The 23,749-nt window shown below is 36.5% G+C and carries 29 protein-coding genes; 24 read left to right on the top strand and 5 right to left on the bottom strand.

From position 1 onward, the window contains the following. Positions 1-154 precede the first annotated feature (154 nt). The 17 genes from RCJ96_RS25930 (at position 155) to RCJ96_RS25850 (ending at position 13,218) form a co-directional block, all read left to right on the top strand. Complete coding sequence (locus RCJ96_RS25930; protein ID WP_416504652.1) at positions 155-2,287, top strand: hypothetical protein; 2,133 nt, start codon at positions 155-157, stop codon at positions 2,285-2,287. 110 nt (positions 2,288-2,397) lie between these two features. Beyond that, the gene (locus RCJ96_RS25925; protein ID WP_416504651.1) at positions 2,398-3,585 is read left to right on the top strand and encodes a hypothetical protein; all 1,188 of its coding nucleotides are present in this window, start codon (positions 2,398-2,400) and stop codon (positions 3,583-3,585) included. Positions 3,586-3,819: 234 nt separating this feature from the next. After that, a complete protein-coding gene (locus RCJ96_RS25920) occupies positions 3,820-4,122 on the top strand; it encodes a hypothetical protein (protein WP_416504650.1) in 303 nt (100 codons plus the stop codon). A gap of 14 nt (positions 4,123-4,136) precedes the next feature. Next, entirely contained in the window at positions 4,137-4,556 is a 420-nt protein-coding gene (locus tag RCJ96_RS25915; protein WP_341119515.1) for a phage baseplate protein, read from the top strand. A gap of 8 nt (positions 4,557-4,564) precedes the next feature. Then, positions 4,565-4,873 carry a phage baseplate plug family protein gene (locus RCJ96_RS25910; protein ID WP_416504649.1) on the top strand — a complete coding sequence of 103 codons (309 nt, stop codon included), beginning with the start codon at positions 4,565-4,567 and terminating at the stop codon, positions 4,871-4,873. After that, the gene (locus RCJ96_RS25905; protein WP_416504648.1) at positions 4,870-5,697 is read left to right on the top strand and encodes a phage protein; all 828 of its coding nucleotides are present in this window, start codon (positions 4,870-4,872) and stop codon (positions 5,695-5,697) included. The genes RCJ96_RS25910 and RCJ96_RS25905 overlap by 4 nt, the downstream gene beginning before the upstream one ends. Next, positions 5,694-6,200 carry a Gp138 family membrane-puncturing spike protein gene (locus tag RCJ96_RS25900; RefSeq protein WP_416504647.1) on the top strand — a complete coding sequence of 169 codons (507 nt, stop codon included), beginning with the start codon at positions 5,694-5,696 and terminating at the stop codon, positions 6,198-6,200. The genes RCJ96_RS25905 and RCJ96_RS25900 overlap by 4 nt, the downstream gene beginning before the upstream one ends. Further along, positions 6,197-6,556 carry a contractile injection system sheath initiator gene (locus RCJ96_RS25895; RefSeq protein ID WP_416504646.1) on the top strand — a complete coding sequence of 120 codons (360 nt, stop codon included), beginning with the start codon at positions 6,197-6,199 and terminating at the stop codon, positions 6,554-6,556. The genes RCJ96_RS25900 and RCJ96_RS25895 overlap by 4 nt, the downstream gene beginning before the upstream one ends. Positions 6,557-6,559: 3 nt before the next feature. Then, entirely contained in the window at positions 6,560-7,747 is a 1,188-nt protein-coding gene (locus RCJ96_RS25890; protein ID WP_416504645.1) for a baseplate J/gp47 family protein, read from the top strand. 70 nt (positions 7,748-7,817) lie between these two features. Beyond that, a complete protein-coding gene (locus RCJ96_RS25885; RefSeq protein WP_416504644.1) occupies positions 7,818-8,480 on the top strand; it encodes a DUF2612 domain-containing protein in 663 nt (220 codons plus the stop codon). Positions 8,481-8,495: 15 nt separating this feature from the next. Continuing rightward, positions 8,496-10,538 carry a right-handed parallel beta-helix repeat-containing protein gene (locus RCJ96_RS25880; protein ID WP_416504643.1) on the top strand — a complete coding sequence of 681 codons (2,043 nt, stop codon included), beginning with the start codon at positions 8,496-8,498 and terminating at the stop codon, positions 10,536-10,538. Positions 10,539-10,561: 23 nt separating this feature from the next. Beyond that, entirely contained in the window at positions 10,562-10,861 is a 300-nt protein-coding gene (locus tag RCJ96_RS25875) for a hypothetical protein (protein ID WP_416504642.1), read from the top strand. Between the two features lie 16 nt (positions 10,862-10,877). Further along, the gene (locus RCJ96_RS25870; protein WP_446699883.1) at positions 10,878-11,570 is read left to right on the top strand and encodes a hypothetical protein; all 693 of its coding nucleotides are present in this window, start codon (positions 10,878-10,880) and stop codon (positions 11,568-11,570) included. A gap of 11 nt (positions 11,571-11,581) precedes the next feature. Beyond that, complete coding sequence (locus RCJ96_RS25865; RefSeq protein ID WP_416504640.1) at positions 11,582-11,881, top strand: hypothetical protein; 300 nt, start codon at positions 11,582-11,584, stop codon at positions 11,879-11,881. Positions 11,882-11,936: 55 nt separating this feature from the next. Then, positions 11,937-12,218 (top strand): hypothetical protein, encoded by a 282-nt coding sequence (locus tag RCJ96_RS25860; RefSeq protein WP_446699882.1) that lies wholly within the window; start codon positions 11,937-11,939, stop codon positions 12,216-12,218. A gap of 2 nt (positions 12,219-12,220) precedes the next feature. Then, entirely contained in the window at positions 12,221-12,433 is a 213-nt protein-coding gene (locus tag RCJ96_RS25855) for a hypothetical protein (protein WP_446699881.1), read from the top strand. Beyond that, on the top strand, positions 12,433-13,218 hold the full coding sequence (locus RCJ96_RS25850; protein WP_438879126.1) for an N-acetylmuramoyl-L-alanine amidase: 786 nt from the start codon (positions 12,433-12,435) through the stop codon (positions 13,216-13,218). The genes RCJ96_RS25855 and RCJ96_RS25850 overlap by 1 nt, the downstream gene beginning before the upstream one ends. 191 nt (positions 13,219-13,409) lie before the next feature. Here the strand turns inward: RCJ96_RS25850 and RCJ96_RS25845 are convergent, their stop codons facing one another. Beyond that, a complete protein-coding gene (locus tag RCJ96_RS25845; RefSeq protein ID WP_098672002.1) occupies positions 13,410-13,637 on the bottom strand; it encodes a helix-turn-helix transcriptional regulator in 228 nt (75 codons plus the stop codon). A gap of 148 nt (positions 13,638-13,785) precedes the next feature. Between RCJ96_RS25845 and RCJ96_RS25840 the strand changes: the two genes are divergently transcribed. The 5 genes from RCJ96_RS25840 (at position 13,786) to RCJ96_RS25820 (ending at position 18,275) form a co-directional block, all read left to right on the top strand. Continuing rightward, the gene (locus tag RCJ96_RS25840) at positions 13,786-14,133 is read left to right on the top strand and encodes a hypothetical protein (RefSeq protein ID WP_446699880.1); all 348 of its coding nucleotides are present in this window, start codon (positions 13,786-13,788) and stop codon (positions 14,131-14,133) included. A 124-nt stretch (positions 14,134-14,257) separates the two neighbouring features. Next, entirely contained in the window at positions 14,258-14,611 is a 354-nt protein-coding gene (locus tag RCJ96_RS25835) for a glycosyltransferase (RefSeq protein ID WP_446699879.1), read from the top strand. A 13-nt stretch (positions 14,612-14,624) separates the two neighbouring features. Continuing rightward, positions 14,625-14,978 carry a hypothetical protein gene (locus RCJ96_RS25830; protein ID WP_446699878.1) on the top strand — a complete coding sequence of 118 codons (354 nt, stop codon included), beginning with the start codon at positions 14,625-14,627 and terminating at the stop codon, positions 14,976-14,978. A gap of 1 nt (position 14,979) precedes the next feature. Continuing rightward, complete coding sequence (locus tag RCJ96_RS25825) at positions 14,980-17,532, top strand: ATP-binding protein (RefSeq protein WP_446699907.1); 2,553 nt, start codon at positions 14,980-14,982, stop codon at positions 17,530-17,532. A gap of 62 nt (positions 17,533-17,594) precedes the next feature. Further along, a complete protein-coding gene (locus tag RCJ96_RS25820; protein WP_446699877.1) occupies positions 17,595-18,275 on the top strand; it encodes a hypothetical protein in 681 nt (226 codons plus the stop codon). 287 nt (positions 18,276-18,562) lie between these two features. Here RCJ96_RS25820 and RCJ96_RS25815 read toward each other — a convergent pair whose 3' ends face one another. Both RCJ96_RS25815 and RCJ96_RS25810 read right to left on the bottom strand, forming a co-directional pair. After that, the gene (locus RCJ96_RS25815; RefSeq protein ID WP_446699876.1) at positions 18,563-18,958 is read right to left on the bottom strand and encodes a hypothetical protein; all 396 of its coding nucleotides are present in this window, start codon (positions 18,956-18,958) and stop codon (positions 18,563-18,565) included. Then, positions 18,936-19,733: a ParA family protein gene (locus tag RCJ96_RS25810; RefSeq protein ID WP_416504633.1), complete on the bottom strand. Its 798-nt coding sequence runs from the start codon at positions 19,731-19,733 to the stop codon at positions 18,936-18,938. The genes RCJ96_RS25815 and RCJ96_RS25810 overlap by 23 nt, the downstream gene beginning before the upstream one ends. A 449-nt stretch (positions 19,734-20,182) precedes the next feature. Between RCJ96_RS25810 and RCJ96_RS25805 the strand changes: the two genes are divergently transcribed. Both RCJ96_RS25805 and RCJ96_RS25800 read left to right on the top strand, forming a co-directional pair. Next, positions 20,183-21,496, top strand: coding sequence for an AsnC family protein (locus tag RCJ96_RS25805; protein WP_446699875.1), 1,314 nt, complete (start codon positions 20,183-20,185; stop codon positions 21,494-21,496). A gap of 134 nt (positions 21,497-21,630) precedes the next feature. Next, positions 21,631-22,299, top strand: a complete 669-nt coding sequence (locus tag RCJ96_RS25800; protein WP_446699874.1) for an NUMOD4 motif-containing HNH endonuclease — start codon at positions 21,631-21,633, stop codon at positions 22,297-22,299. Between the two features lie 266 nt (positions 22,300-22,565). Here the strand turns inward: RCJ96_RS25800 and RCJ96_RS25795 are convergent, their stop codons facing one another. Next, positions 22,566-23,156 (bottom strand): DUF4352 domain-containing protein, encoded by a 591-nt coding sequence (locus tag RCJ96_RS25795; RefSeq protein ID WP_446699873.1) that lies wholly within the window; start codon positions 23,154-23,156, stop codon positions 22,566-22,568. A 192-nt stretch (positions 23,157-23,348) separates the two neighbouring features. After that, positions 23,349-23,693, bottom strand: coding sequence for a helix-turn-helix domain-containing protein (locus tag RCJ96_RS25790; RefSeq protein WP_001215553.1), 345 nt, complete (start codon positions 23,691-23,693; stop codon positions 23,349-23,351). Between the last annotated feature and the right edge of the window lie 56 nt (positions 23,694-23,749).

Genomic DNA, 23,749 nt, shown 5'->3' with positions numbered 1-23,749 from the left:
GCGCATATAATTGCTGCCCACTATAACATTAGTCCCCAGGAAGTGAAAACATGGGATGCAGAGGATGTTATGGAGTCTTTAGCTGCGATTGGCATAACAGAAAAGAACGCGAAAAAGAATATGCCGAAAACCCCAAAGTAAAGGGGCGTGAATAATGGGATCATTACGCGAGTTATTAGTCAGTATTGACTTTGATAATGTAAATACAGCTGTCTTAGATCAAATAGAACGAGATGTTGATGATATAGAAGATGCCCTGGAAGAAATGGGCAATGAAATAGATGAGGTAATGGCTGAATTCGCTGAAATCGCAGCAGTTGGTAGTGCAGCATTTGATGAAATATCTTCAGAAGCACATGGTGCAGCAAATGCCATTGATGAAATCGGTGATGAAGCGCAAGGTGCAGTAGCAGGACTTGCAGAGTTGGCAGCCGTTGGTGATGGAATGCTTGATGGAATTGAAACCCAAGCAGACCAGACAGGCCGTGCACTTGATGAAATAGGAGATCAAGCAAATGATGCGGCGACACAAATTGTGGTATTGGGCGCAACGGGTAGTGCATCCATGCGAGAACTTGAAAGGGCAGCTCAAAGCGCAGCGAGAGAAGTAGATAATGTTGGCGATGAAGCTCAAACGTCAGCTTTAAAAATAGGACTCATTACAACCGCACTTGTAGCATTAACCGCAGTTGGTTCGGCTGCTATTGCTCCACTTGTAGCAGGCATATTAGGATTAGGTGCATCATTTACAGCGGCAGGTATTGGAGTTGCTGCATTTGGTGCTGTTTCTATTTCTGTACTTGGTCAATTATTTGAAAAAGCTGATGAAGTATCCAAACTCGAAGAAAAAATAGCAAATGCAGATACCGCAAAAGAAAAGTTGGCGGCACAGAAGGAACTTGCGGCAGTTTACGATGATATGAGTAAGTCACAAAAGGATGCATTGACGCAATTACAGGAATTTAAATCGTTCTGGGGAGACTTCACAAAGCAATTTGAAAATCCTATATTCGATGCTTTCAACCAAGGGTTAAAGTTAACACAAGCTACATTAACGAATTTAGCCCCTACAATCGGTAATGTAAGTGCTGTGTTTACGCAACTGTTAGAAGAGTTGAACAAGTACATGTCTGGTGGCGGATTAAATAGCTTCTTTGAATGGTTAAGTACAACAGCATCTAGTAGTCTTTATAATTGGGCGCATATATTTGGAAATACATTTAGCGGTATTTTCGAATTACTACAAGCATTTACACCACTAGCAAAGCAAATGGAACAAGGTTTACTGAGCCTAACTGAGAGGTTTCAAGCGTGGGCAGCATCAGTCGGTGAATCAAATGGATTTAAAGGATTCATAGAATACGTTAAAACAAACGGTCCAGTTTTAATGGAACTGCTCGGAAATCTTGTTGATTTCATTGTAGATGTAGGGGTTGCTCTTGCTCCGCTTGGTGAGAAGTTGCTAGGTTTGTTAAATAACCTCATGAACTTCCTCGCTACTTCAGAAGGCGTACAGGGATTCTTCCAAATGCTATCTGATATAGGAATAAGCATTATAGATAATTGGGGTCCAATTTCTGATATTTTGATTAGTTTAGCTGCTGGTGTCGCTGCTTTTAAGATAGCGATGGTAGGAATGGAAGTTATCGGTATTATTAATGGCTTAATGATGGCATGGCGAGCAGGTACATTAATGCAAACTATTGCGATGATGGGATTAAATGCCGCTATGTGGGCAAACCCTATTACTTGGGTCATCGCAGCAATTGCAGCTCTGATTGCTATAGGTGTACTACTTTATCTAAACTGGGATACAGTAAAGGCAAAAGCGCTTGAATTGTGGGCTAGTTTAAAAGAAAAGTGGGAATCCATAAAATCCGATACGATGGAAAAATGGAATGCCGTGAAGGAATATGTGGGTACTGCGATTGATGAAGCAAAAACGAAGGTTGTTAACAAGGCACAAGAAATTTGGCAAGGGATAGTTGATAAATGGAATTCTGTGAAACAATCAACACAGGACACTTGGGATTCTATAAAAACAGCCATAAGTGATGCGATGAGTAGTGCCGGGGCAGCTATCAAGGATTTCTTCAGCCCGCTGTTAAACTTCATCGATAAGGCAAAAAGTGCTTGGGATGGATTTGTTGGTAAAATAACCAGCTTTAAGATGCCGTCATTTAGTTTTCCGTCATTGCCATCCTGGTTAGGTGGCGGTGGAGCGGATGGAAGTCACGCTACAGGTCTTGCACAAGTGCCGTTCGACGGTTATTGTATAGCCGCTTAATAGAGAAATCTATTTTGAAAAATTGGACGAAATCGGTGAAGGCTAAATTGAATGTGTGTCCCTTAAGGTGTATAATTGTATATATAACAACACTTTAAGGGGATGTGTAAATGTCGAAGAAATATACTGAAGAAGAAATCAAAGAGTATGTTGAAAATAATTCGAATTGCAAATTCAATGGTACGTATCAGAAAGTTACTACTAGTAACAGAAGAAAAATACTTCAACTCACATGTGGGTGTGGGAAAGAATTTGAAGTGGAATGGGTAAAGTTCAATAGGACTGATGGTAAATATCAACGTCAATGCAGGAAGTGCGGTCATGCATTACGAGGTAAAGCGCAACGTATGACAAATGAAGAGTATATAAAAAGAAAAGCAGAGAATGGTATTACAATTGAACATTTAGAAATACCAATCGGGAGAAATAAAGGAATTAAACATCGATGTCCTGTATGTGGCGATGAAGATTGGAAACCAACACCTGCTAATATACTAGCAAAGCATAGTACAAAATGCGCTAACTGCCATTTAGAATCAATTGGTGGTCACAACAAATCAGACGAAGCTTCATATCAGTTGAAAAAGCTACAAAAAGGGATAGATATAATAAACACGGAACCTTATATTGATACCGCTACAAAGATAAATCACATATGTCCAGTTTGTGAAAAAGATTGGAAGGCTTCTCCTTCTCAAATTTTGAATAGAGAACTTAATATGTGTGAACCGTGTGGTTATATCGAAAGAGGTAGAGATCGTGTTCACTCTCCTAGCGAAGTTCAGCGGATAGTTACTGGAATGGGAGCTGAATGGATAAAAGGAGAATATACAGGAAAGAATTCCTTGCTAACATTTAAATGTAGTTGTGGAGACCTTTTCGAAAAAACATTTAGCGATTTCCGTTACGGATGGACAAGATGTCGTAAATGTACAATGAGTATTTCTACTGGAGAGAATGAGATTATAAGATGGTTAGATACAAACCTTATCAAATATACGTATCAACGTAAATTTGAAGAATTAAAAGGTAAACGAAATATGCCATTGTCTTATGATTTTTCAATAGATGATGAGAATGGTGAACCAATAACCCTAATTGAATATGATGGAGAACATCATTTTAAACCAATGTATTACCGCTATCCCACAGAGCAAGAAGCGGTTGAACAATTCGAATTAGTGAAAAAATACGATGAGAAGAAAAGTGAATTTGCAAAGAAAAAAGGAATTCCGTTAATTAGATTATCTTCTAAGCAGTATCAAAAACTCGACACTTTACTAAAACACCTTATATAAGGTGTTTTTTATTATACACTTCAACATGCTAATACCGAGGTAAGCGAGAATATCACTCGCCACCGTAACGCATAGAGGCTGAGCGTTAAGAGAGCAAGAATGCCTCCAAGAGCGTCCGACACCCTAACTTTAAATAGAAGGGTGAAAATATATGCTGAACCTGGTATGAATCGACATACCATAATGCGAGGAAACTCCAGGAACTAGAGGATAAAAAGCCTTTAGGATAACAAATTGTATCGAGCGATACTTCATAAAGATGAAGCTGTATTAACTGCTCGGCAATCGAACGCTTTACGCGATGCAGGAATATTAGGAACAACTGGATCAAGACCAACGTTAAATCTTGAAAAAGATGGCCCGTCTCGTGGAAGTAGTGGTGGCAGTGGTGGTTCTTCAAATGCTACATTTGCACCGCAAGTCGTTATCCATATTAACGGCGGTGGAGATAGTGCGGATACAATTGCACAAAAGGCGAAAGAAGCGGCAAAGAAAGCATTGGAAGAATTTTGGAATGACATGAATCTAGCAACATAGAGGTAGGTGGTCTTGTGCCAAAAGCAAAGCTAGGTGACATTATTTTAGATACAGTTTACAGTGAGAATCCTAAGTATGGGGTGAAAGTAACAGAACATCCAATTGAGTCTGGAGAATCCATTGCAGATCACGTAGAACGAGAAACAGATAAAATGGATTTAAGCGGGGTTCTCACTGGACCTGATGCTGCAGCACGATTATTAAAATTAATTTCGTATCAAAAGCAAGGTAAGTTATTGAATTATGTGTACCGGAATGGTTGGTACAACGTTGTTATTGAAAGTTTTAATACTACACATGATGTGGATGTAAAAGGCGGTTTAAAATTCAGCATGACCTTAGTGGCAGTGCGGATTGCTAAACCGTCTGTTTTAGCTGAAGCGATGCAAACAAAAGCGGTGTCTTCAGCAGGACGTAAACAACCTACAGGGTAGGTGATAAAGTGCATATTGAAATTACGAAGGAAGAGATTCCATACCGTTTTGAAATGGAACTAGCAAAAGAGTTATTTACATTTGAAGTGCATTATAATAAACGGTTTGACTTTTTCACAATTGGTATTGAAAAAGATGGGCAGGTTATTGTCGCTGGAGAAAAAATAGTTTTGGATTTACCGTTGTTTTATGCGCTGAATGATAAGCGACTTCCAAAAGTAACAGTCACTCCTAAAGATAATAGCGGTATTGAAACACGAGTCACCTTTGAAAACTTCGGCAAGACCGTGTTATTAGAGATAGGGGGATTGTTATGAGTATGCTATGGGGGCGCAAATATGAAGTGATTATAGGCAATACAGTCTTTAAAAATGAAGACTTTACTATAAATTTTGATGTTCCATTTGATGATGGAGCTGATCCGAATATATCTGAAATTGAAGTATACAATTTGAAAGACTCAACAATTAATAGCATACAAGATAGGCAACCTGTAATTTTAAACGCAGGTTATCAATCAGATGTTGGTGCTATTTTAGTTGGTTTTGTCAGGAATCCCCGTACCGAATGGAGTGGCGTGGACAAAATTACAAAGATTAATGTGATTGATGTGAACGATAAATGGATGGAGCAATGGGTGGATAAAACCTATGCAGAAAACATTACAGGAAAGCAAGTGTTAAGTGATCTAATCAACATGAGTGGATTGCAGATTGGGTCTTTTATTTTGCCAATAAATGTAGTGTATAAGAATGCTAAAACGGTAAAAACGATGCTAGGCCAAGCAATTGGTGAAGTAGCAAAAGATTGTGGAGCAAAAATGCATATAAATCGTGGAAGTATCTTCATTCGAGATAAATTTGATGGTGACAGGATTGGTTTTATCTTGGACAAAGAACACGGATTAATTGGTACACCTTCACCAGTGGAAAGTAGTTATGAAGTTGGTATTGATGAGAGTAAAAAGAAAATTGTGATGAAGGGGTTTAAGGTAGTATCTTTACTCCACCACCGAATTAAAACGGATAGTATTCTTCAAATTAAATCAAAAACGGCTAATGGCATTTTTCGAGTGGAGAAGGGTAGGCATAAAGCAAATGGAAACACGTACTTTACCGAAATGGAAGTGTATCCAGTATGAAAGAAGCAAATGACTTTTTTAGAAGGTTTAAAGAAAAGGTGGTTGGTGGTTTAAATACATGCGCTATCGGTGAAATAGTCAGTTATGATCCTATTAAATCGAAAGCTGATGTAAAATTGCTCCCTGGTGACACTCTTATTAAATCCGTACCAGTTGGAATACAACAAACCGCAGAGTTCTTTATTAGAATGCCATATAAACGTGGAGATACCGTGCTAGTGGTCTTTGTGCAAAGGGAAATAGATAATATTATGTATCAGGCTAACAACCCTGCAAGCCAGCGTATGCTCGCGGTAGATGATGCTGTTGTAGTGTGTGGGATTAACCTTTTTACAAATGGTTTACCTGCAGCAGATACAGATAAACTCGTGGTTGGTGAAAAGTCTGGTGGCGCGACATTTACTATTGGCGGAGGGAATGTTGTTATTAATGGAAACATCAGCTTAAAAGGGTCAGTTGATGTGAACGGTACGCCACTACAGCCGGGAGGGACTAACTTTTGAAAAACTTATACATTAATCCTGCTAATAATGATCTTGAGTTAGATGGACAGAACTCTTTCAAAATGGTCCATGGTGATGATGAACTTGTGCAGGCTGTAACTGTAACATTTAAAACAGCGAAAGGGTCATGGTTTTTAAATCCTAATGGTCATGGATTTGATCGTACGACTGTACAAGCAAAACAGTATGATGAAGCACTTGTAACAAATGCATTGTTTGAAGCGGCTTTACAAGATGACCGTGTAGAAAACTTACAAGACATTACATTTGACTACAATAAAGCAATTCGTAAGCTTTCTGTCGATTTCAAATTCACGAAAAAAGAAACAGGAGAAACATTAGAAGGGAGGGTGTAATGCGTGTTAACGGCACAAGGATTTATACGAAAGCGGTATGCTGATTTTATCAGGGAAATGGAAGAACAAGCTCGTAAGTTATGGGGGAATGATGTTAATTTATCAGAGCGTGGCCCATTGGGATTGTTTATTCAAAACATTGCTTTTGCTAGAGCAGAGGAAAATGAGCAGGCAGAACAGATATATTATAGTGCATATTACTTTACTGCTGAAGGAGTAAGTTTAGACTATACTGCTAAAAATCGCGGAATGGAGCGGAACCGAGCTGAATCTGCGATTGGTATAGTAAGATTCTCTGTGGAACCAGGAATATCAGTGAATAAAGGGACGATTGTCGCTACAAAGGATAATATCGAATTTATAACTACTGATTTTGTTCGAGATGAAGATGCTGACGGAATTATTGACATTCCAATTAAAGCGTTAATACCAGGGACGCAAGGGAATGTATTACCTAATACCATTACTGAAATCATTACGCCAGCGGTTGGGGTTAACTCTGTTACTAATCCCATGCAAACCTTATACGGAAATGAGGAAGAAACAGATATTGAATTCCGCAGAAGGTATGCAAATTCCTTTTCTACAAACTCATCGACAGTGGAAGGTATTCGTACAAAATTGTTAAATGAAGTACCAGGAATAAGAACGGCTGTAGTCTTTGGAAATACAGACAGCGCCCCTGATACGTACGGTCGCCCCCCTCATTCTTTTGAAGCTGTTGTTTATGGTGGTGAGGATACCGAGATTGTAAAAGCATTATTAGAAAAGAAACCGGCAGGAATAAGATCGTTTGGTGAAAAAACATTTGAAATAATTGATGAAGCGGGTAATGAGCATACGATTGGATTCAGTAGAGCTGAAGAAATTAAAGTGTATGTACGAGTTACTGTACAACGTGACGGAGAATTCCCTGCAATCGTTATGGGTAAGAAAATGATTGAAAAAGAGGTTATCAAATATATAGGTGGCCTCGATAGTAGTGGGGTTACGTACAACGGTTTAAGCATGGGAGACACGGTTGTTGTAGGGAAGATTACAGCAAATATCTTTTCTACTATACCTGGTGTGAAAGATTGTGTTGTAGAGTTATCAAAAGATGGTGTGAAATGGAACAGCTTAAATTTTAAAACAGACCGATTGCAAGTACCAACTACTGATTATACCAGGGTTGTGATTAAAATTGTCTAGTGTATATCAAAAGTTAATCAAAAGGATCACTGATAATTATCGTCGGGATGAAAATAGTAATGTTTCAAAAATGATGAGGTTAGCAGCACATCATATTCAAGAAAATGAAGATTTACTAAACAAAATACATGATTGGCGAGATATAGATCAAGCAGAAGGAGTAACGCTTGATTATATAGGACGCAACATAGGGCAAGATCGTATGGGATTTGATGATGATACTTTCAGAGGGCTTATAAAAGCGAGAATTATTCGTAATAACTCTGATGGTACGATTCCAACTATTCTACGATTCTTGTCTTTTATTTTGGGTGTAGAAAAGCAACATATAAGAATCAAAGAGAAATGGAAATCAGGAGAACCAGTCGGTTTGCATATCGAAATTGACATGGAGTTTGTCCTGAATTTAGGAATAGCCATAGAAGACTTCGGATACATCGTAAACGAATTAGTTGTAGGTGGTGTTCATGCTGACATCTACTTTGTTGGTTCCTTTATGTTCTCTGACTTTGAAAACCAAATACAAGATGATAAGGATCATGGCTTTGGGCAACCTGTATCTAATGAATTTTTCTACCCTGAAAATTTCTATTTTAGTAGTACAGAAGATAGCCAAATGGATGATGAAACAGGTTTTGCTAACTTTGAAGAGGGACAAGGTGGTAAGTTAGGTGGTTATTTTAAACTAAACACTTTTAAAGACGGCACAAATGACGTATTAAAACCATGGTAAGGGAGGATGATGTGCGTGGCAGAATTCGAGAGAAGATTACCATATTGGAACGCGCCAGGGATTGAACCGCCACTTAGCAAAGCGGATGAAGGATGGAAGAAAAATGAACGGCCTCCAGCTGAATACATGAACTTTATGCATCATACTACGTATAAAGCAGTTGAAGAACTACAGGATAACGCAGTCCATAAGACAGAGTATAACAAAGAGATTAAAAAAATAAATAGTGTAAAAAAAAGCAAGGTTTATTTGGCGGAGTATCCAATTCAAATCCCAGAAAATGATGATACCGCTAGAATCCAACGGGCAGTATCTATGTTAAATGATGAGAATCCAGAGTTTCATTTTAATGAAGCTTGTAAAATTAGTGACAGTATTAAATTCAAACCAAACACTCGAATAGTCGGTTTAAAGAATAAAACAATTATAGATGCAACAGATTTACCTTATGGAAATAAATTGTCGGAAAGATTTGCATTTGAACTTTCAGGAAGTGTTGGTGATCCTGTATCCATTCCTGTTGATATACCAAAATGGAGCTCCACACTTACTGTCCAATCCACACAGGGATTGAAGTCAGGAGATTTACTCTACATTACTAGTTTGGAACCATATATACCTGGAACTACATCAACATTATGGAAAAAAGGGGAACTTGTAACTGTTAAACATATTGAAAGTGAAACAAGGTTAACTTTAAATGAATTCACTATATTTTCTTATGATGCAAAGTTTCAAACAGAAATCAAAAAGGTAACTCCAATCGAAAACATCGTTATAGAAAATATATCTATAAAAATGGCAGGGGTAGGAAGTGTTCATACAGGAATTAAAATTAAATATGGACGAAATATAAAAATTAGAAACGTTCATATTACAGGAGCAGAGGATACTGGAATTTTAGTGGATACAGTTTATGGTATCGATATTGAAGGTTGTAAAATCGAAGATTGTACTTCTGCTGGTCTATCTATTGGAAACACAGGGTATGGAATTTGTTTAAGCGCAGGAACGCGGTTTGGTACTGTTAAAAATAATTCATTCCGCAATTGCCGTCATTGGATAAGCGGAGGAGGAAATATACCTACTGTATTTATTGATGTTATTGGAAATAAGGGAAGTCACTCTATAGGGTACGGGTTCGATTGCCATGAGCCTTGTATGTATTGGAAATTCGAGAGAAATAAAGCGGCGGGTTGTAATGGCGGTTTTTTAATCCGAGGACAATATATTACTGTAATAAATAATGATGTTCACGGTTCAACAGCAGATGCGTATAAAGTGACAACATTTGATGTAATATCAGAACAAAAAGGGATTAGGTTAGAAGATAATCAATCTCGAGGTGTGAATACAGGAATTTCTTGCGATGGCTCTAATGCTAAGTTGGTTGATTTGGTAATAAGAAACAATAAATCTGAATCTCCTACTTACTACGGTGTTTACGTCAAGCATTTTAATGGATTAATCGTTGACGGGAATGAGGTCTACAATTCATTAAACGAGTCGATTCGAATAGAAAGTTTATCATCTATTGAACGTAGTTCGGATGTTTTGTTAGGAAACAACAAGGTTAAAGGATCTGCTAAAGAAGGGATTAAAGTTACTGCTGTAGATGATGTGGTATTGACGAAAGAAAAAGTTAGTACATGTATCGGAGCTGGCATTTATATGTTGGATTGTTCGAAAATTAATATTTCTGCTGCCGTTAAAAATTGCGCAAGTAATGGGATTCATTTGATTTCATGCAACAATACTATGTCGTTAGAAGTGGACTTGAATGGATGTTATTACGGGATTTTAATTGATGGAGGAGTTTTTCATCAAATATCTAATTTATCAGCATTTGATAACCAATTAGATGGCATAAGAGTTATGAATACTCAGGATGTCAATATTAATACTACAATCACAAAAAACCCGCGACACGGGATTTATATAACAGCTTCTAATTTCATCATTGTTACAAATAATAATGCGAGATTAAATATTCATAGCGATAAAATCAATATTGATCCTACAGCAATTAATACGATTAACAAAGATAATTTAATTTAATTGTAGAAAGGAAGTAATCTCCAATGGGTAGAGATATATATTTAGAAATCCCAAGAGTAAAAGAGATTCATATAATCGAACGAGCAATAAAAGAAGAATTAGCAATTATCACAGAAAATAAATTGAGTAAGCATGTCGAAGTGATGATTGAATATAAAAATGAAAACAATGAAATTGTAAAAAGAGAGCAAAACATTATAAAGGATAATCATTATGAGTTATTAATTTCTAACTCACCAGTTTTTGCGCCTGGCAAACCTGAAGGTGGATTTCGTGAAAGTGATATTTGGTACATTATTGATTTGATTCGATTAAATAAATAAAAAAGGAGGGGGATAAATGACTCAGTTTATTTCGCGAATTCCAGAATGGCTTGATAAAGGGATTGAGCCACCTCAGGAATTAAAAGATACAGGCTGGAAGGTTGCACAAAGACCTCCAGCCTCTTATTTTGACTGGTTTTTCAATCGAACTTATGAAGCTTTAAAAGAGTTGCAAGAAAAAGCTATGCACTCTGATTTAGTAGGCCTATTGTCTAATTTGACAACAACTGATAAAACAACGATCGTTGCTTCTATTAACGAATTAGATAAAGAATTGGGTGTATTATCAACCCTAACAACTACAGCGAAATCTAATTTAGTACTAGCAATAAACGAATTAGATAAAGAAGTTGGATCTTTATCAGGGTTGACGACAATAGCTAAGAATACACTGGTGGACGCAATTAATGAGTTGGACAAGGAGTTAGGTGTACTTAGTACTTTGAGCACAACAGCTAAGACTACATTAGTCGCTGCAGTTAATGAGCTTGATAGTGAACATGGCTCATTAATCACATTAACAACAACAGCTAAAAGCACATTAGTTTCTGCAATTAATGAATTGGATGGTGAGTTGGGGGCTTTAAGCGGATTAACAACTACAGTCAAAACTACAATTGTAGCAGCAATCAATGAAGTGAAATTACAGGCAAATGATAATGAAATAAGAAGCAAAGATAATGAAGTCTTGCATTGGATGAGTATATAAGGAGGGATAGAATGGCTACACCGAAAAAGTTATATAACAACAAACCGGGAACGGCATCAGCGACATTAGCTACTGCTACATCAGGAAAAACGACCATAGTAAAAGAAATTACAGTTACAAATACATCCGGTACAGAAGCAACATTAACAATCTTATTTGATGGAACTGAAGTAATAGCAGGGAAAAAGATTCCTCCTAATGATACAGTCATTTATAGACTATCTAGTGTATTAGAAGCTGGCGACCTAATCACAGGTTCTCAAGGTACAGCAGGGGCGATTGCAGTTACAATTTCAGGAGTTGAATTATAAGTTGGTACAAGCGCACAATGGTGGGCTTTTTTATTTTGAACTAAGGAGTGAAGTTATGACAATTGAAATTGGAGTACTAATCGCAATCGTATCAGCAGTAATTGGATACTTTTCTTACGCACTAAATCGCTCGAAAGAAATTAAAGCGGATGGTCAACAAGGGGCAGAAATGAAAGCGGAATTGGGATACATTCGCAAAGGTGTTGATGACATTCGTATTGATTTAAAAGCGAACGAAAAACAAATGCAGCAGCTTAGCGAGCGTGTTACAAGAGTTGAAGAAAGCTCAAAACAAGCTCATAAAAGACTGGACAATGTAGAAAAGGAGATGGATTAGTAATGAATCAATCAAAAAATAATATCAAAAAACGATTCCGCAACTGGAAAACATGGGTTGCGGTTTTTTCTTTGCTTGGATTTTTGTTTACGAAATTTGGTGTGCCAGAAGCTAAGAGTTTCTTAGATGAACTGGCGCCTTATTTGCTAACTGTTGGTATCGCTTTAGGTATTTGGTCAGATCATGACGATAATCAAAAAGGAGATGTTGAATAATGGGTAAATTTGCAGGTTCAGGTGGTCATAATCAAAAGGTACCAGGAGCAAATAGTCAATACGGAATCGAGCATGTGGAGGATAGACGTTTCTTAGATGCTGTTGCTAAATATGTACAATCAGCAGGATGGGATTATGTGAACTGTTCTGACGAAGTAGGAACGACAAAATACGATGTTTGGAATAATGCAGCCAATAACCACTTACGAGTTAAAGATAGTGATGTAGATTTGCAGTTCCATTTAAATGCCACTCCAGGCGGTACAGGTTGTGAAGTGTGGTTACATCCTTCATACGGTAATAGAGAATTAGCAGCTAAAATTTCAAAAGCGATGGCCGATGCATTTGGATTAAGAGATAGAGGAATTAAGTTTTCAACAGAATTAGGTTGGATTAATAAAACGAAGACCGGACTACTTCCAGAAATCTGCTTTATCGATAATGAAACAGATATGCAAAAATACCGTGCTAACTTTGACAAGGCAGCTAAAGCGGTAGCTGAGGTTATTGTTGGCAAAACAATTCAATCAAGTACAAATAACAGAGAGGTGGAGATTACAGTGAATAAATTTAGCAAAGTTGTTACGTATGAGTTTGGTACAGCGTTAGTACCTGAGATGTTAGGAATGATGGATGCTCTTGGGTATGAATCTCGTATTATCTCATATGGAGATAAACAAGGATTAGTTAGATTTGAAACAGCATATCGCCAAGGGAATGAACTAGATCGAGCAACAGCATGGTTAGATACGAAAGGACTTAAATACTTCTATACAAAAGAATAGTTTGAGCGAGAAAAGAGCCGTCCTTTTGGGCGGCCTTTTTTTATTTGAGAAAATATTTTATGTACATGCAATATTTTTACGTTCCCGACATATAGCTAATAGCGTATAGCGCGCTTATAGCTAACCAACAAGTCCACTGCAAAAGTAGGGCTATTTTTTATGCCTATTTTAGTAATAGCGGTATTATCATTTTACATAGTCCAAAAGTCATCAAAGTCTATATTTCTACCTGTAAGTTTTCTTAAGGCTTTAATGATTTTTTGCCCATTCTTCATAGAAGGAGAAAAAGCATCCCCTTGGCAAATTCTGCTGACTGTTCCTCTGTTCACTCCACTCTCCCTTACTACATCTTGTTGAGAAATTCCGTTCTTATCTAAAAATCTCCCGAATTTAGATCTGCGTTTACCTAAACCAAACATGATTAAACGCTCCCTTTTATTTTTTGTAATCAGCCTGTCCAAAAATTAAACTTTCTAAACTTCAAAAAAGATTGAATATTGTTCAAGCCGCACGAAATACCTTTTAACAAAGCGATGTTACCGCTACTACCAAAAGGGAGTGTTATAGATGGCTAAATTCAGCAAACCAGTAGCTTTCAACGAGAAGAACGAGAAAGATAGATTAATGTTGCAACACGTTAAACGCCGTAATTTTAGCGGATACGTGAAGAAACTTATTTGGGAAGCTATGAGTCTTGCGGAAGTAGAAAAAGAGCATACAAGGAAATCTGAACATCCAAAAGTAGAGGGAACGGAAATTAAAACAGAAAAAACATTAACTCCTGCTGCGCCTTCAAAACCAAAATCGCAACCAACTGCATCCGAAAGAATCCAACAACTTAAATCGCAAACAAAGAAGCAGCAAACTTCTCCAAGTTCACTGCCATTTATGCCATCTAGCCCACGAAAATATTAACTAATGTACCGATAATTGCTCCTACTGTTACAGCAATAGCTACATGCATTGTTAATCCCTCCAATTTTAAGGATTTACCGTTAGTATGTCCTGTTAAAAAAATAACATGTGAGAGGTGTACATCATGGCGAAAACAGAGGTAATACCGTTCCGTTCGTTTATGGATGGCAGTTACAAAAATAAGGAGAAAAGTGATATTACCGTATTAAAAAGAGTTACTACCGGTACTATCGGTTCACTTATCACGATTCTACCCAAAGCGGCGTTTGCGGCCACAGTTAACAGCACTTTTGGAAATGTCCACGGCGCGATTATGAATGCGTTTGATGCAGGAGTAGTACTTGTCATTATTTTTAGTGGAGCAAGTTGGGCTTTGGGGCATCGCACAAAAGCGTTAGAAATTCTTATTGGTGTATCTTGTGGATATGTGCTCGCTCGGCATGCGATTGATATCAGAAACTTTTTACAAGGAATATAAGGGGGATTGCATCATGAAATTCATCTTAGATGGTGGTCAAATGGTTTTAGCAAATGCAGGTGGTTACATCGGTGAGAAGGCAAAGGAAGGATCATTTATGGATATACTAAACGATTTTAGCGATAGCATCATTCATACAGAAATAGAATTCATTTTAAAACCGATTGGTCATTCCATTAAAGAATGCGGTGTGTTGTTATGGAATTGGTTTGTTGTAAGCCTTCCCGACATTATGGGATACACCACAATCGCAGCAGGCGCATTCATCATCATTTCATCCATGTTAGGGAAAGGGAGCCTTATGAAGACAGTAAGTTGGTATGCAGCTCTTTTGATTCTTGCACTTACAATCCTTGGAGGTGTTTGAAGTGGATGAGAAGAAAGAAGAGTTTTTACCGGATCATGAGCAGAAATTTTATTACCCCGCGCTTTATCTTGGTGGTGTGCCGGCAGAAATACCAAAGAAGAAAAAGAAGTGGTGGAAACGTACTGAAACAATAGCGTGGTCTGATTTCTTTCAAACACAGCAAAACAAAATGGTCGTGTACCGTATTATTCCACACAGTAATGTTACAAATAACACGCGTCGATTATGGAAAGCCATTTATAAGATGTACGAAATGTATGAATCACCAGGAACACGTTTAGAACGCGATGGACTACGATTTGTATACCGTGAAAAGGATCTGTTTTGGTTCGATGTGATATTTAAACAAGAGAACGGCCAAAAGAAAATTGAGTTTTATGTATCAACTTCAGAGTACCAAGCAACTAAGTTGAAACGAAAATTAGAAAATAAGATGAGTGTCACCATAAAAGAAGCTTCTCTTGAGCAAATACAAGTCCCGGAAGAAAATACGATTATCCAGGAGTTGAAGTATCTAAAACACGATATATTCAGCTTGAACACAAACGCGAATGAGCAGAAGACACCGATTGCTGCAGTTATGAACACAATAGACGAATTACAGTTTGATGGAGACTTTGCAAGGCTAAGTATCTGTAATGAAGCAGAGAACCGTCAGAAGTGGATTAAGAACGCGTCTTGGGCTTACGAGAAACTTTCTAAAGGAAAAGTACCGCAAAGAGCCACAATTAACTCTAGGATGGTGCTAGGCGCTTCAAAACAGGCGCTTGGAGGTTTCGTGAATGAAGTGAATTTCTTAATTACGGATTTGTTTAATGCTTTGGCGAATACTTTTTTCAAAAGCAATAAGTCATATGAGAAAGGGAAAGTAGTTGAAAATCCGTTTAGCTTGGAGGATGAGATTAATTCACGCCATATTAGTAATGCAAGTCGTGAAAAATTAAACAATCCCGTTTTTAAAAGTCATATACGCATAGCAGCGCACTCACAAGACCGTCTGACGCGTGAAACGATAAGCGAAACCTTATCCCTCTCATTTAGCGAAATAGCGGATAATAACGAATTACACGGCGTTAAAATTAACATAAAGAGCAGAAAGAAAGAAGTTCTCCAAGAGTTAAATACACTACACCTCTCCAAACGCACAAAAATGAACGGTAACGTTAATTTAATCTCAACGGATGAAATGGCTAAGTTAGCAATGCAAATGCCTACAGCGGAGCTACAAAGACGGTATGAAGAAGCGTTAAGTGTGAAAAAGAGAACGGAAACGGATATTCCAAGTGTGCTGCAAAATCCTAAAAATCTATTGATTGGTTATGCAGAACATAAAGACAAGAAAATTAATGTTGGTTTACAAGCGGATCAAAAGGAAGAATTCTATTGCGGATATACCTTCATTGGCAAACAAGGGAGCGGAAAAGATAATAGTATCCAAAATTTTGTTTATGAAGGTGCAATGAAACATAATATTTCATTTGTTATTCCTGATTGGATATGTCAGCCCGGCCATAAAGGAATGGCTGATGGAATACGCGATCTACTACCACCTGATAAAATAATTGATTTAGATTTATCAAATGAGGACTATATCATCCCGATGGATTTAACGGAAGTTATAGAGAAATTAGGAAGAAAAGGTGGCTCGCGCTTTGCTTTAGAAATGATTGATTTTATGAATCTAGAAGGTTTAGCACGTTCTGAGAAATATTTAATGGAAGCAGCAAAAGCCAGCAAAGGATCTCTTTCTAACATTAAGAAAATTATTGAGGATGAAGATTTCCGTGTCGATAGAATAAGTGAGTTACTGGAGGAAGGTTACGAAAGACTAGCAAAAGAGTTGTTGCAGTGGGGAGATAATGAAGCATTAAGTAATAAGTGTGATGCTATTTTAAGCAGACTAAATATGTTTTTTGGTGATGATACATTACACGATATATTTGCCCAACAACCAAAAGAAAACGTCAATTTCGAGAAATGGATGAAGGAAGGGAAAGTAATTATCATCCGTATGCCTAAACGTAAATTAGGTGCAGCTAGTAATATATTAGCTCATTGGGTTACTTTAAAGGTGTTAATGACTAGAATGCTAATGAGTGAGGAAGATAAGGATAGACACGGCTGCTTCCTAATTTTTAACGAACCGGAGCAGGTTGAATCAAAGGGTCTTGCTAAATTAATGGGACGCATAGCGACTGAGGGCAGAAAAGAGCGATTGGGTTCAATATTCGCTTTTCATCATTGGGGTAAATTGCCGGATTATTTACGGGATAATCTTATTGCTGGTGGCGTGAATCAGTTCTTATTTGCCAACGATCATAAAGGGACTTTTGATCTCGCAAAAGAAAGATTGCATCCAACTTTCACAATAGAGGACGCATTACGAACGCCTAAACATTATTCAATTGCTATTTTGAATACAAAAGAACCATTACATGCATTTATGGTCCATATGCTGCCGCCGAGAGATGAAGAGGAACGATATAATAACTCTTCCCTAACTATCCAACATGCGGAAATGTACGGTAGAAGCTGGGAAGAGTTACAAAAATAAAAAAGACGGTTACTTTATATTATGAGCCGCGTTTGATAAAATTAAGAAAAGGGGGAGATTCAATGGCTAGCCCGGAAGAACTTATAGGAGAAAAAATCGGTTTGTTAACTGTAATTAGTTTAGCGAGACAAAGAATTAATAATAAAAACTTGATTTTTTATCATTGTTTATGTGAATGTGGCAAAGAGACAAATGTCCGAAGAAGTGATTTAATCAGAAAAGATAGTAGAAGAGTTAGGTCTTGTGGCTGTTTTTCTGTAAATAAATTTAGAAATATGACTCGTTCTCATGGAATGAGTCAAACCAGATTTTATAGAATATGGGCAAATATTAGAAAGCGAATATACGACCCAAATTCCATTTCGTATAAAAACTACGGTGGTCGAGGGATAAAAATGTGTGACGAATGGCATACATTCGAAAATTTCATGGCTGATATGTACGAAAGTTACGAAAAGCATGTCAAAGAGCATGGTGAAAAAGAAACAACGCTAGAAAGAAAAGATTCGAATGGAAACTATGAAAAAAGAAATTGCACTTGGGCTACAAGTTTTGAACAAAAAAACAATCAAAGAAGACATAAAAGGTTTGAAGCTACAAATCTAAAGACGGGCGAAAAATTATATGCAAGTTCCAAATCGATATTTGCGCGTGAACATGGAATATGTCGTCAACACATTAATAAAGTACTGAATGGCGAAAGGAAGAGTACAGGTGGTTTTTCTTTCAAGTATGTTGAGTAGACAAATGAAACCACCTGTTGAACAGAAATATAGTAACTCTTCCCTAACTAAACTGCACACCCAATTGTACGGTCGAAGATGGGAAGAGTTACAAGGGTAACAGGCAATATCTATGTTATGTACTTGTATAAGAATATAGAATAAAAAGCCCAATGAAGGGCTTTTTTCTTTGATTGAAAACAAAAACAAAAACAAAACATTATAAATACGTATTAGCAATGTTTTGTTAACGTTAACATTAATGTTAACGTTATAGTAATACAAATAAACCCTACAAAATGTAGAGTTTATAGCAATCCTCTCTTTTCAAAGAAGTCACGGAAAATTCTATTAGCAAGTTCTGATTGTGCCCCACGTTGAGGTTTCTTCCCTAATACCTTTTGGAAAGCTTGTCTTACATCTTTATCTAAATGGAACCCAACTACTTTCTTCTCTTGCTCTTCTTTCAGGAATCCAAGGATATCGTCATTCTCGATAACATCATTAATTTTATGTTTTGTTTCTGTTTTGTTATCATTATGTTTTTGTTCCTCTAACGTTTCGTTAACATTATCATTAATATTAACGTTAACGTCATTCGTTTCTTCTGATGTCACTTCTTCGTTTTGTTTTTGTGTATTGTTATCATCATCATTTCTAACTGCACTGTCACCAAACAAATCAGCTATATTGCGGTTGCTCATGTTCATTCAACTCCTTAAATAAACTTTTGTAGTAAAATGCGAATTCAGTATCTTTTTTAGCTAAAGTAAGGGGTAATTTGTTATAAGCGATTGAGTTCGCGAATGAAATACTTCTTGGAATATTAGCATTAAAGAAATGCACGTTTTCTTTATTACAGAATTGTCTCGCTTGTTTAATCGCTTCTGTATGTAGCTTCGTGTTTTTTTGAACAAGTGTAGCAACTACTCCAGCGATGTCTAAATTCGGGTTGTGCTTTTGTTTGAATTGATTAATAACATCGATGATTTTAATTAAAGAACGCACACTATATTGTTCTGGTTGGAAAGGAATGATAATTCTGTCTGTGCAACAAATAACATTACTTTGGATTAAACCTGAACTCGGTGGGCTATCGAATAAAATTACATCGTATTCATCTTCAACAGACATTAACGCTACTTTTAGAAGTAAAAACGGATTTATGTATTTATCTAAGTTTGGTAGGATGTCGAAATCTAAGAAACTCATCATTTCATTAGAAGGAAGAATATCAATATTTTTATAGACGTTTACAATAGCTTCCCTAGCAGGAGCAAAGTTAACTAATACATCATGTAAAGTCGTACGATACTTATCTGGATTCTTACCGAAAGAAAGAAGAGAGTTACCTTGTTGATCGGCATCTACGATTAATACTCGCTTACCTTGTTTTGCAAAAAGACCAGCTAAGTTTACTGTCATTGAAGACTTCAAAACACCGCCTTTATTCTGTACAAAAGCTAATTTATAAGCCATTTAGGCACCTCCGTTATTTTTACGTCAATTTAATGTTAACGTTAATATTAACGTAATGTAATTTATACATTATTTTTATGTAGTTGTAATAATAACAAAATGAAAACATATCATTTTGTTTTTGTCAATTTAACATATTGCTTATCAATTCTGTAACAACAAGTGTTTACCTGCTATTAAAATAAAAAAAGACAAGCGCTAGGCTTGTCATCTGTCCTTGTAAGTATATGAATCTTGCGTTACAATAATTGTAGAAAAAACGGAATAAAAGACGAAAGGACCCATTCTCTCCCCGACCAAAGTTTGAGAATGGATCCTTCAAATAGTTACACAAGAAAATTCTTGGTGTTTATTAACTTCTGTCTATATAATATCAAAAACTATTAGACAGGTAAAGTGTAATATATTCTTGTGTAGCTTCCTTTTATTTGTATAAGGAGGCTATTTGTATGTCGGTGGCAATTCGGAAGCCGCAAGAGGAAACATTCATTGATTCCTGGTATGAATGTTACTTATCAGAACGGAAGAAATCAGGATATGTTGTTACGATTGATTTAAGTAACGAGCAACATAAACAAATTTGGTATGGGTTACGTGATTTAAAGCATTTGTTAAAAGCATCAGAACGTGGTCTAAAAGATGTCTATCTATCTCTTAATGCATTTGAACACGGAAGTCGTAAAACGGCTGATTTGAAGCAAATAAGAAATATAGGCGTAGACTTGGACTTTTATAAAATAGGACTCTCAAAAGAGTATGTGATAAAACAATTGCATGATTTCGTATTCAGTGGATCATTGCCGTGCCCAAATATCATTATGAATGGTCGAGGGGTGCAATTAGTTTATAGCATAAGTGGGGGCGCTGCTCCACAAATGGCATATTTAACTCAATACATAACAAATCACTTTGTAAAAATGCTTATGCCGCTAGGTGCAGACGGATCATGTTCTGATTTATCCCGTGTATTCCGTTTGCCATATAGCACTCATGGTAAAACCGGACAACAAATCACAGTGGATTTATGGACGGAAAGAGAGTATTCATTACAAGAACTATATGAATATGTACCGCCACTAGAGAAAAAGCGTAAGACGAAACGTAAAGGCACTCTAACGACGTTACCAGCACGTAAAGGGGTAATGGACCTCTACAGTTTAAATACGAAGCGTAAAGCTGATTTAGAAATGATTGTAGAGCTTAGAAACGGCGTTATAGAGAATCGAAACGATTTAACATACATTTACTCATTTACGACGGCTTTAATCGTTAAGAACCAAGCAGCGACGTTAGAAATGACGTTCCAGTTAAATGCAAAGCTTGCTGATCCGCAACCGAAAAAAGAAGTGGAACGTACAGCAAAGAATGCGTATAAGGATGCTATGATTTTCTTTGATGAATTCGCGAAAAATGATTATAAGCGTACGGGATTACCGCCGAACATTATTAAACCAATGCGAAATGATACGGTAATTCGTAAACTTAATATTGATTTCACACAAGATGAAAAAGAAAAAATGAGTACTTTAATAGATAAAGTGGAGAAACAACGACGTGACACGGAAAGGAAGCGTGCGAAGCGACGTGCTGAAGGTGTTGCCACTCGTGAAGAATACCTAGCAGCTGAGAATGATAAGAAACAGGACAAGCTATCACAATTAAAAGAGGTTATGGAAGCAAATCCGAAGGCGTCGCAACGTAAAATAGCTAAAATCATGGGTATTTCTGAGTCATATGTACGTAAGTTGAAGAAGCAATTATAAAAGTGCGCACTAGTAAATCTTCTAAAACCGTATATATATGGACTTCTACTTGGAATTTTAAAGTGCGCACTGGTGTGTCTTTTAAAACCTGTAGTAATTGGACTATATTATTTTTTAGAAAGAGGGTTTTATTGGTGATTACTGAGTTATGGAAGCCTGTTTCTGGTTATGAAGGAATTTATGAAGTTTCTTCTTTAGGTAGAGTAAGATCATTAGATAGAATTGTAGTTGATTATAGAGGAATTAAGAAAAAAGTACGTGGTAAGATTTTAAGCCCAGGTCTAACTAATAAAGGATATTGTATTGTTAGTTTAAATGCAGTAGATAAACGTCATACATTAACTGTTCATCGTTTGGTTGCCAATGCTTTTATCCCTAATTTAGATAATAAGCCACAGGTAAACCATATCAATGGTATAAAAACAGATAATCGTATTTGTAATTTAGAATGGTTGACTAATGAAGAGAATATGAAACATGCAATAAATAATGGGTTAGCTAACAAAGGTGGAAGAAAAAAAGGTTCGCAGAATAAGAAAATAACAATATGTAGTAAAAAAAGGAATAATGTCGTTCCCATGTCTATAGAGGAACGTAGAGAACTTGATAAAATAAGAAAAAGAGAGTCAAGACAATCTATACCAAGAGAACAATATTTAAAAGAACAAGAGGAAATACGACAAAAAAAGGTAGATGAGCTTAAAAATATAATTCTAGATAATCCATCATTAAATAAAAAACAACTAGCAGAAAAGATGGGAGTATCAAGAAAAACAGTATACAAATTATATAAATTCTTATAGTAAACCTCCTATTTAGGGGGTTTTTATTATGGTGGGGGATGGTAGAATAGGCCTTATCGCTGAATTAGGTTTTACACAACGGATATAGTACGTGAAATTTTATAGTATACAAAAAGAAAAGACACCTACAGGTGCCTTCCTCCGACTTGATAACCACTTTAATTTTAATAATATGTATTGGACTCTCATCCAAATATTATTTTATCACGTTAAGTAGTTTTGTTCATTGAGAAAAAATAAAAGCACTCTTTCGAGTGCTCAATTTATTATTCAACTTTTAATGTAATTTCCTTACCCATCATGCCGCCACGAGCTTTTAATACTAGACCTTGCACATCTTTAGGTACATCAAATACGATTTTACCTGTTTGTGACAGTCCAGGATTTAGTTTTTCTAATAGAAACTTAGAATTACCGCCATTTGCTACGTTTAATTTGATTTGAGCAGCAGAATTAGGAGAAAACTCACGATCTTGGTTATCAACTAATTTAAAGCTGTTGCTACTTAATGTAATTGCATCTTTTTGATTGTTTGTAAGAGTTAATTCAACAACTTTAAAGACACCTTGTGCTTTTTCGTTTATATGTTCTGAACCAACTGATTCTAAAGTTTCAACAGTTCCAACAGCGATTTTAACGTTTGAGGATTCACCCTCTTTAGAAAGTTCCTTTTTAGGTTCTTCTTTCTTAACTTCTTTTTTAGGCTCTTCCTTAGCAGCTGGAGCTTGTGTTTCTTGTTTCGGATCAGAAGAAGTTTTTTCTTCTTTGTCGTCTCCTCCGCCGAATGCCGCTCCGATAGCACCAAGTACGATTAAAGCAATGATTCCTAAACACCCAAACTTAAAAATTTTACCCATTATGTAGTTCCTCCAGTGATTAAATGTAAGATTTCTAGAACATAATAACAGAAACGGTTACAACTATTTTGTCATATTTTGTCGAAGAAAAATAAAAAACAGGACCAATTAGTCCTGTTGGTTGGATTTGTGATATTTTGTAAATTTTTACCACTATCCAATGGAAACCTTTTCTTCTACAATGTACTTAAATCAGAATATATCTTGATTATCTTCAAGCATATCGATTAATACGGAGACTTGCTTACAGAAACGTTCTCTCTGATGTTCATTCAACGCCGTATACGTTGTTTGAACATTGGATAATAGTTCTTGTAGTGGTTCATCTTCAAAATCACTCTTGAAGCCAATAAGCACGTCTACCGATACATTGAAAAAGGAGGCGATAATAACCAAAGTATCTATATCTGGTTGGTATCGATCAGTTTCCCAGTTTTTGATTTGGCTCCTGCTCAAGTTTAACTTGTGGGAAAGTTGCTCTTGAGTTAAGCCACGTGACTTCCTTAGTTTTTTTAGAATCTGTCCAAAGTGTCTCATAGTTTAAAGTATAAATACTAAACAACTATACTACTATTTATGGGCGTTTAACTACC

Source organism: Bacillus sp. BSL6 (assembly GCF_052928345.1).
Note: the sequence above shows the minus strand (reverse complement) of the source record. Positions and strands in the feature narration are given on the sequence as shown.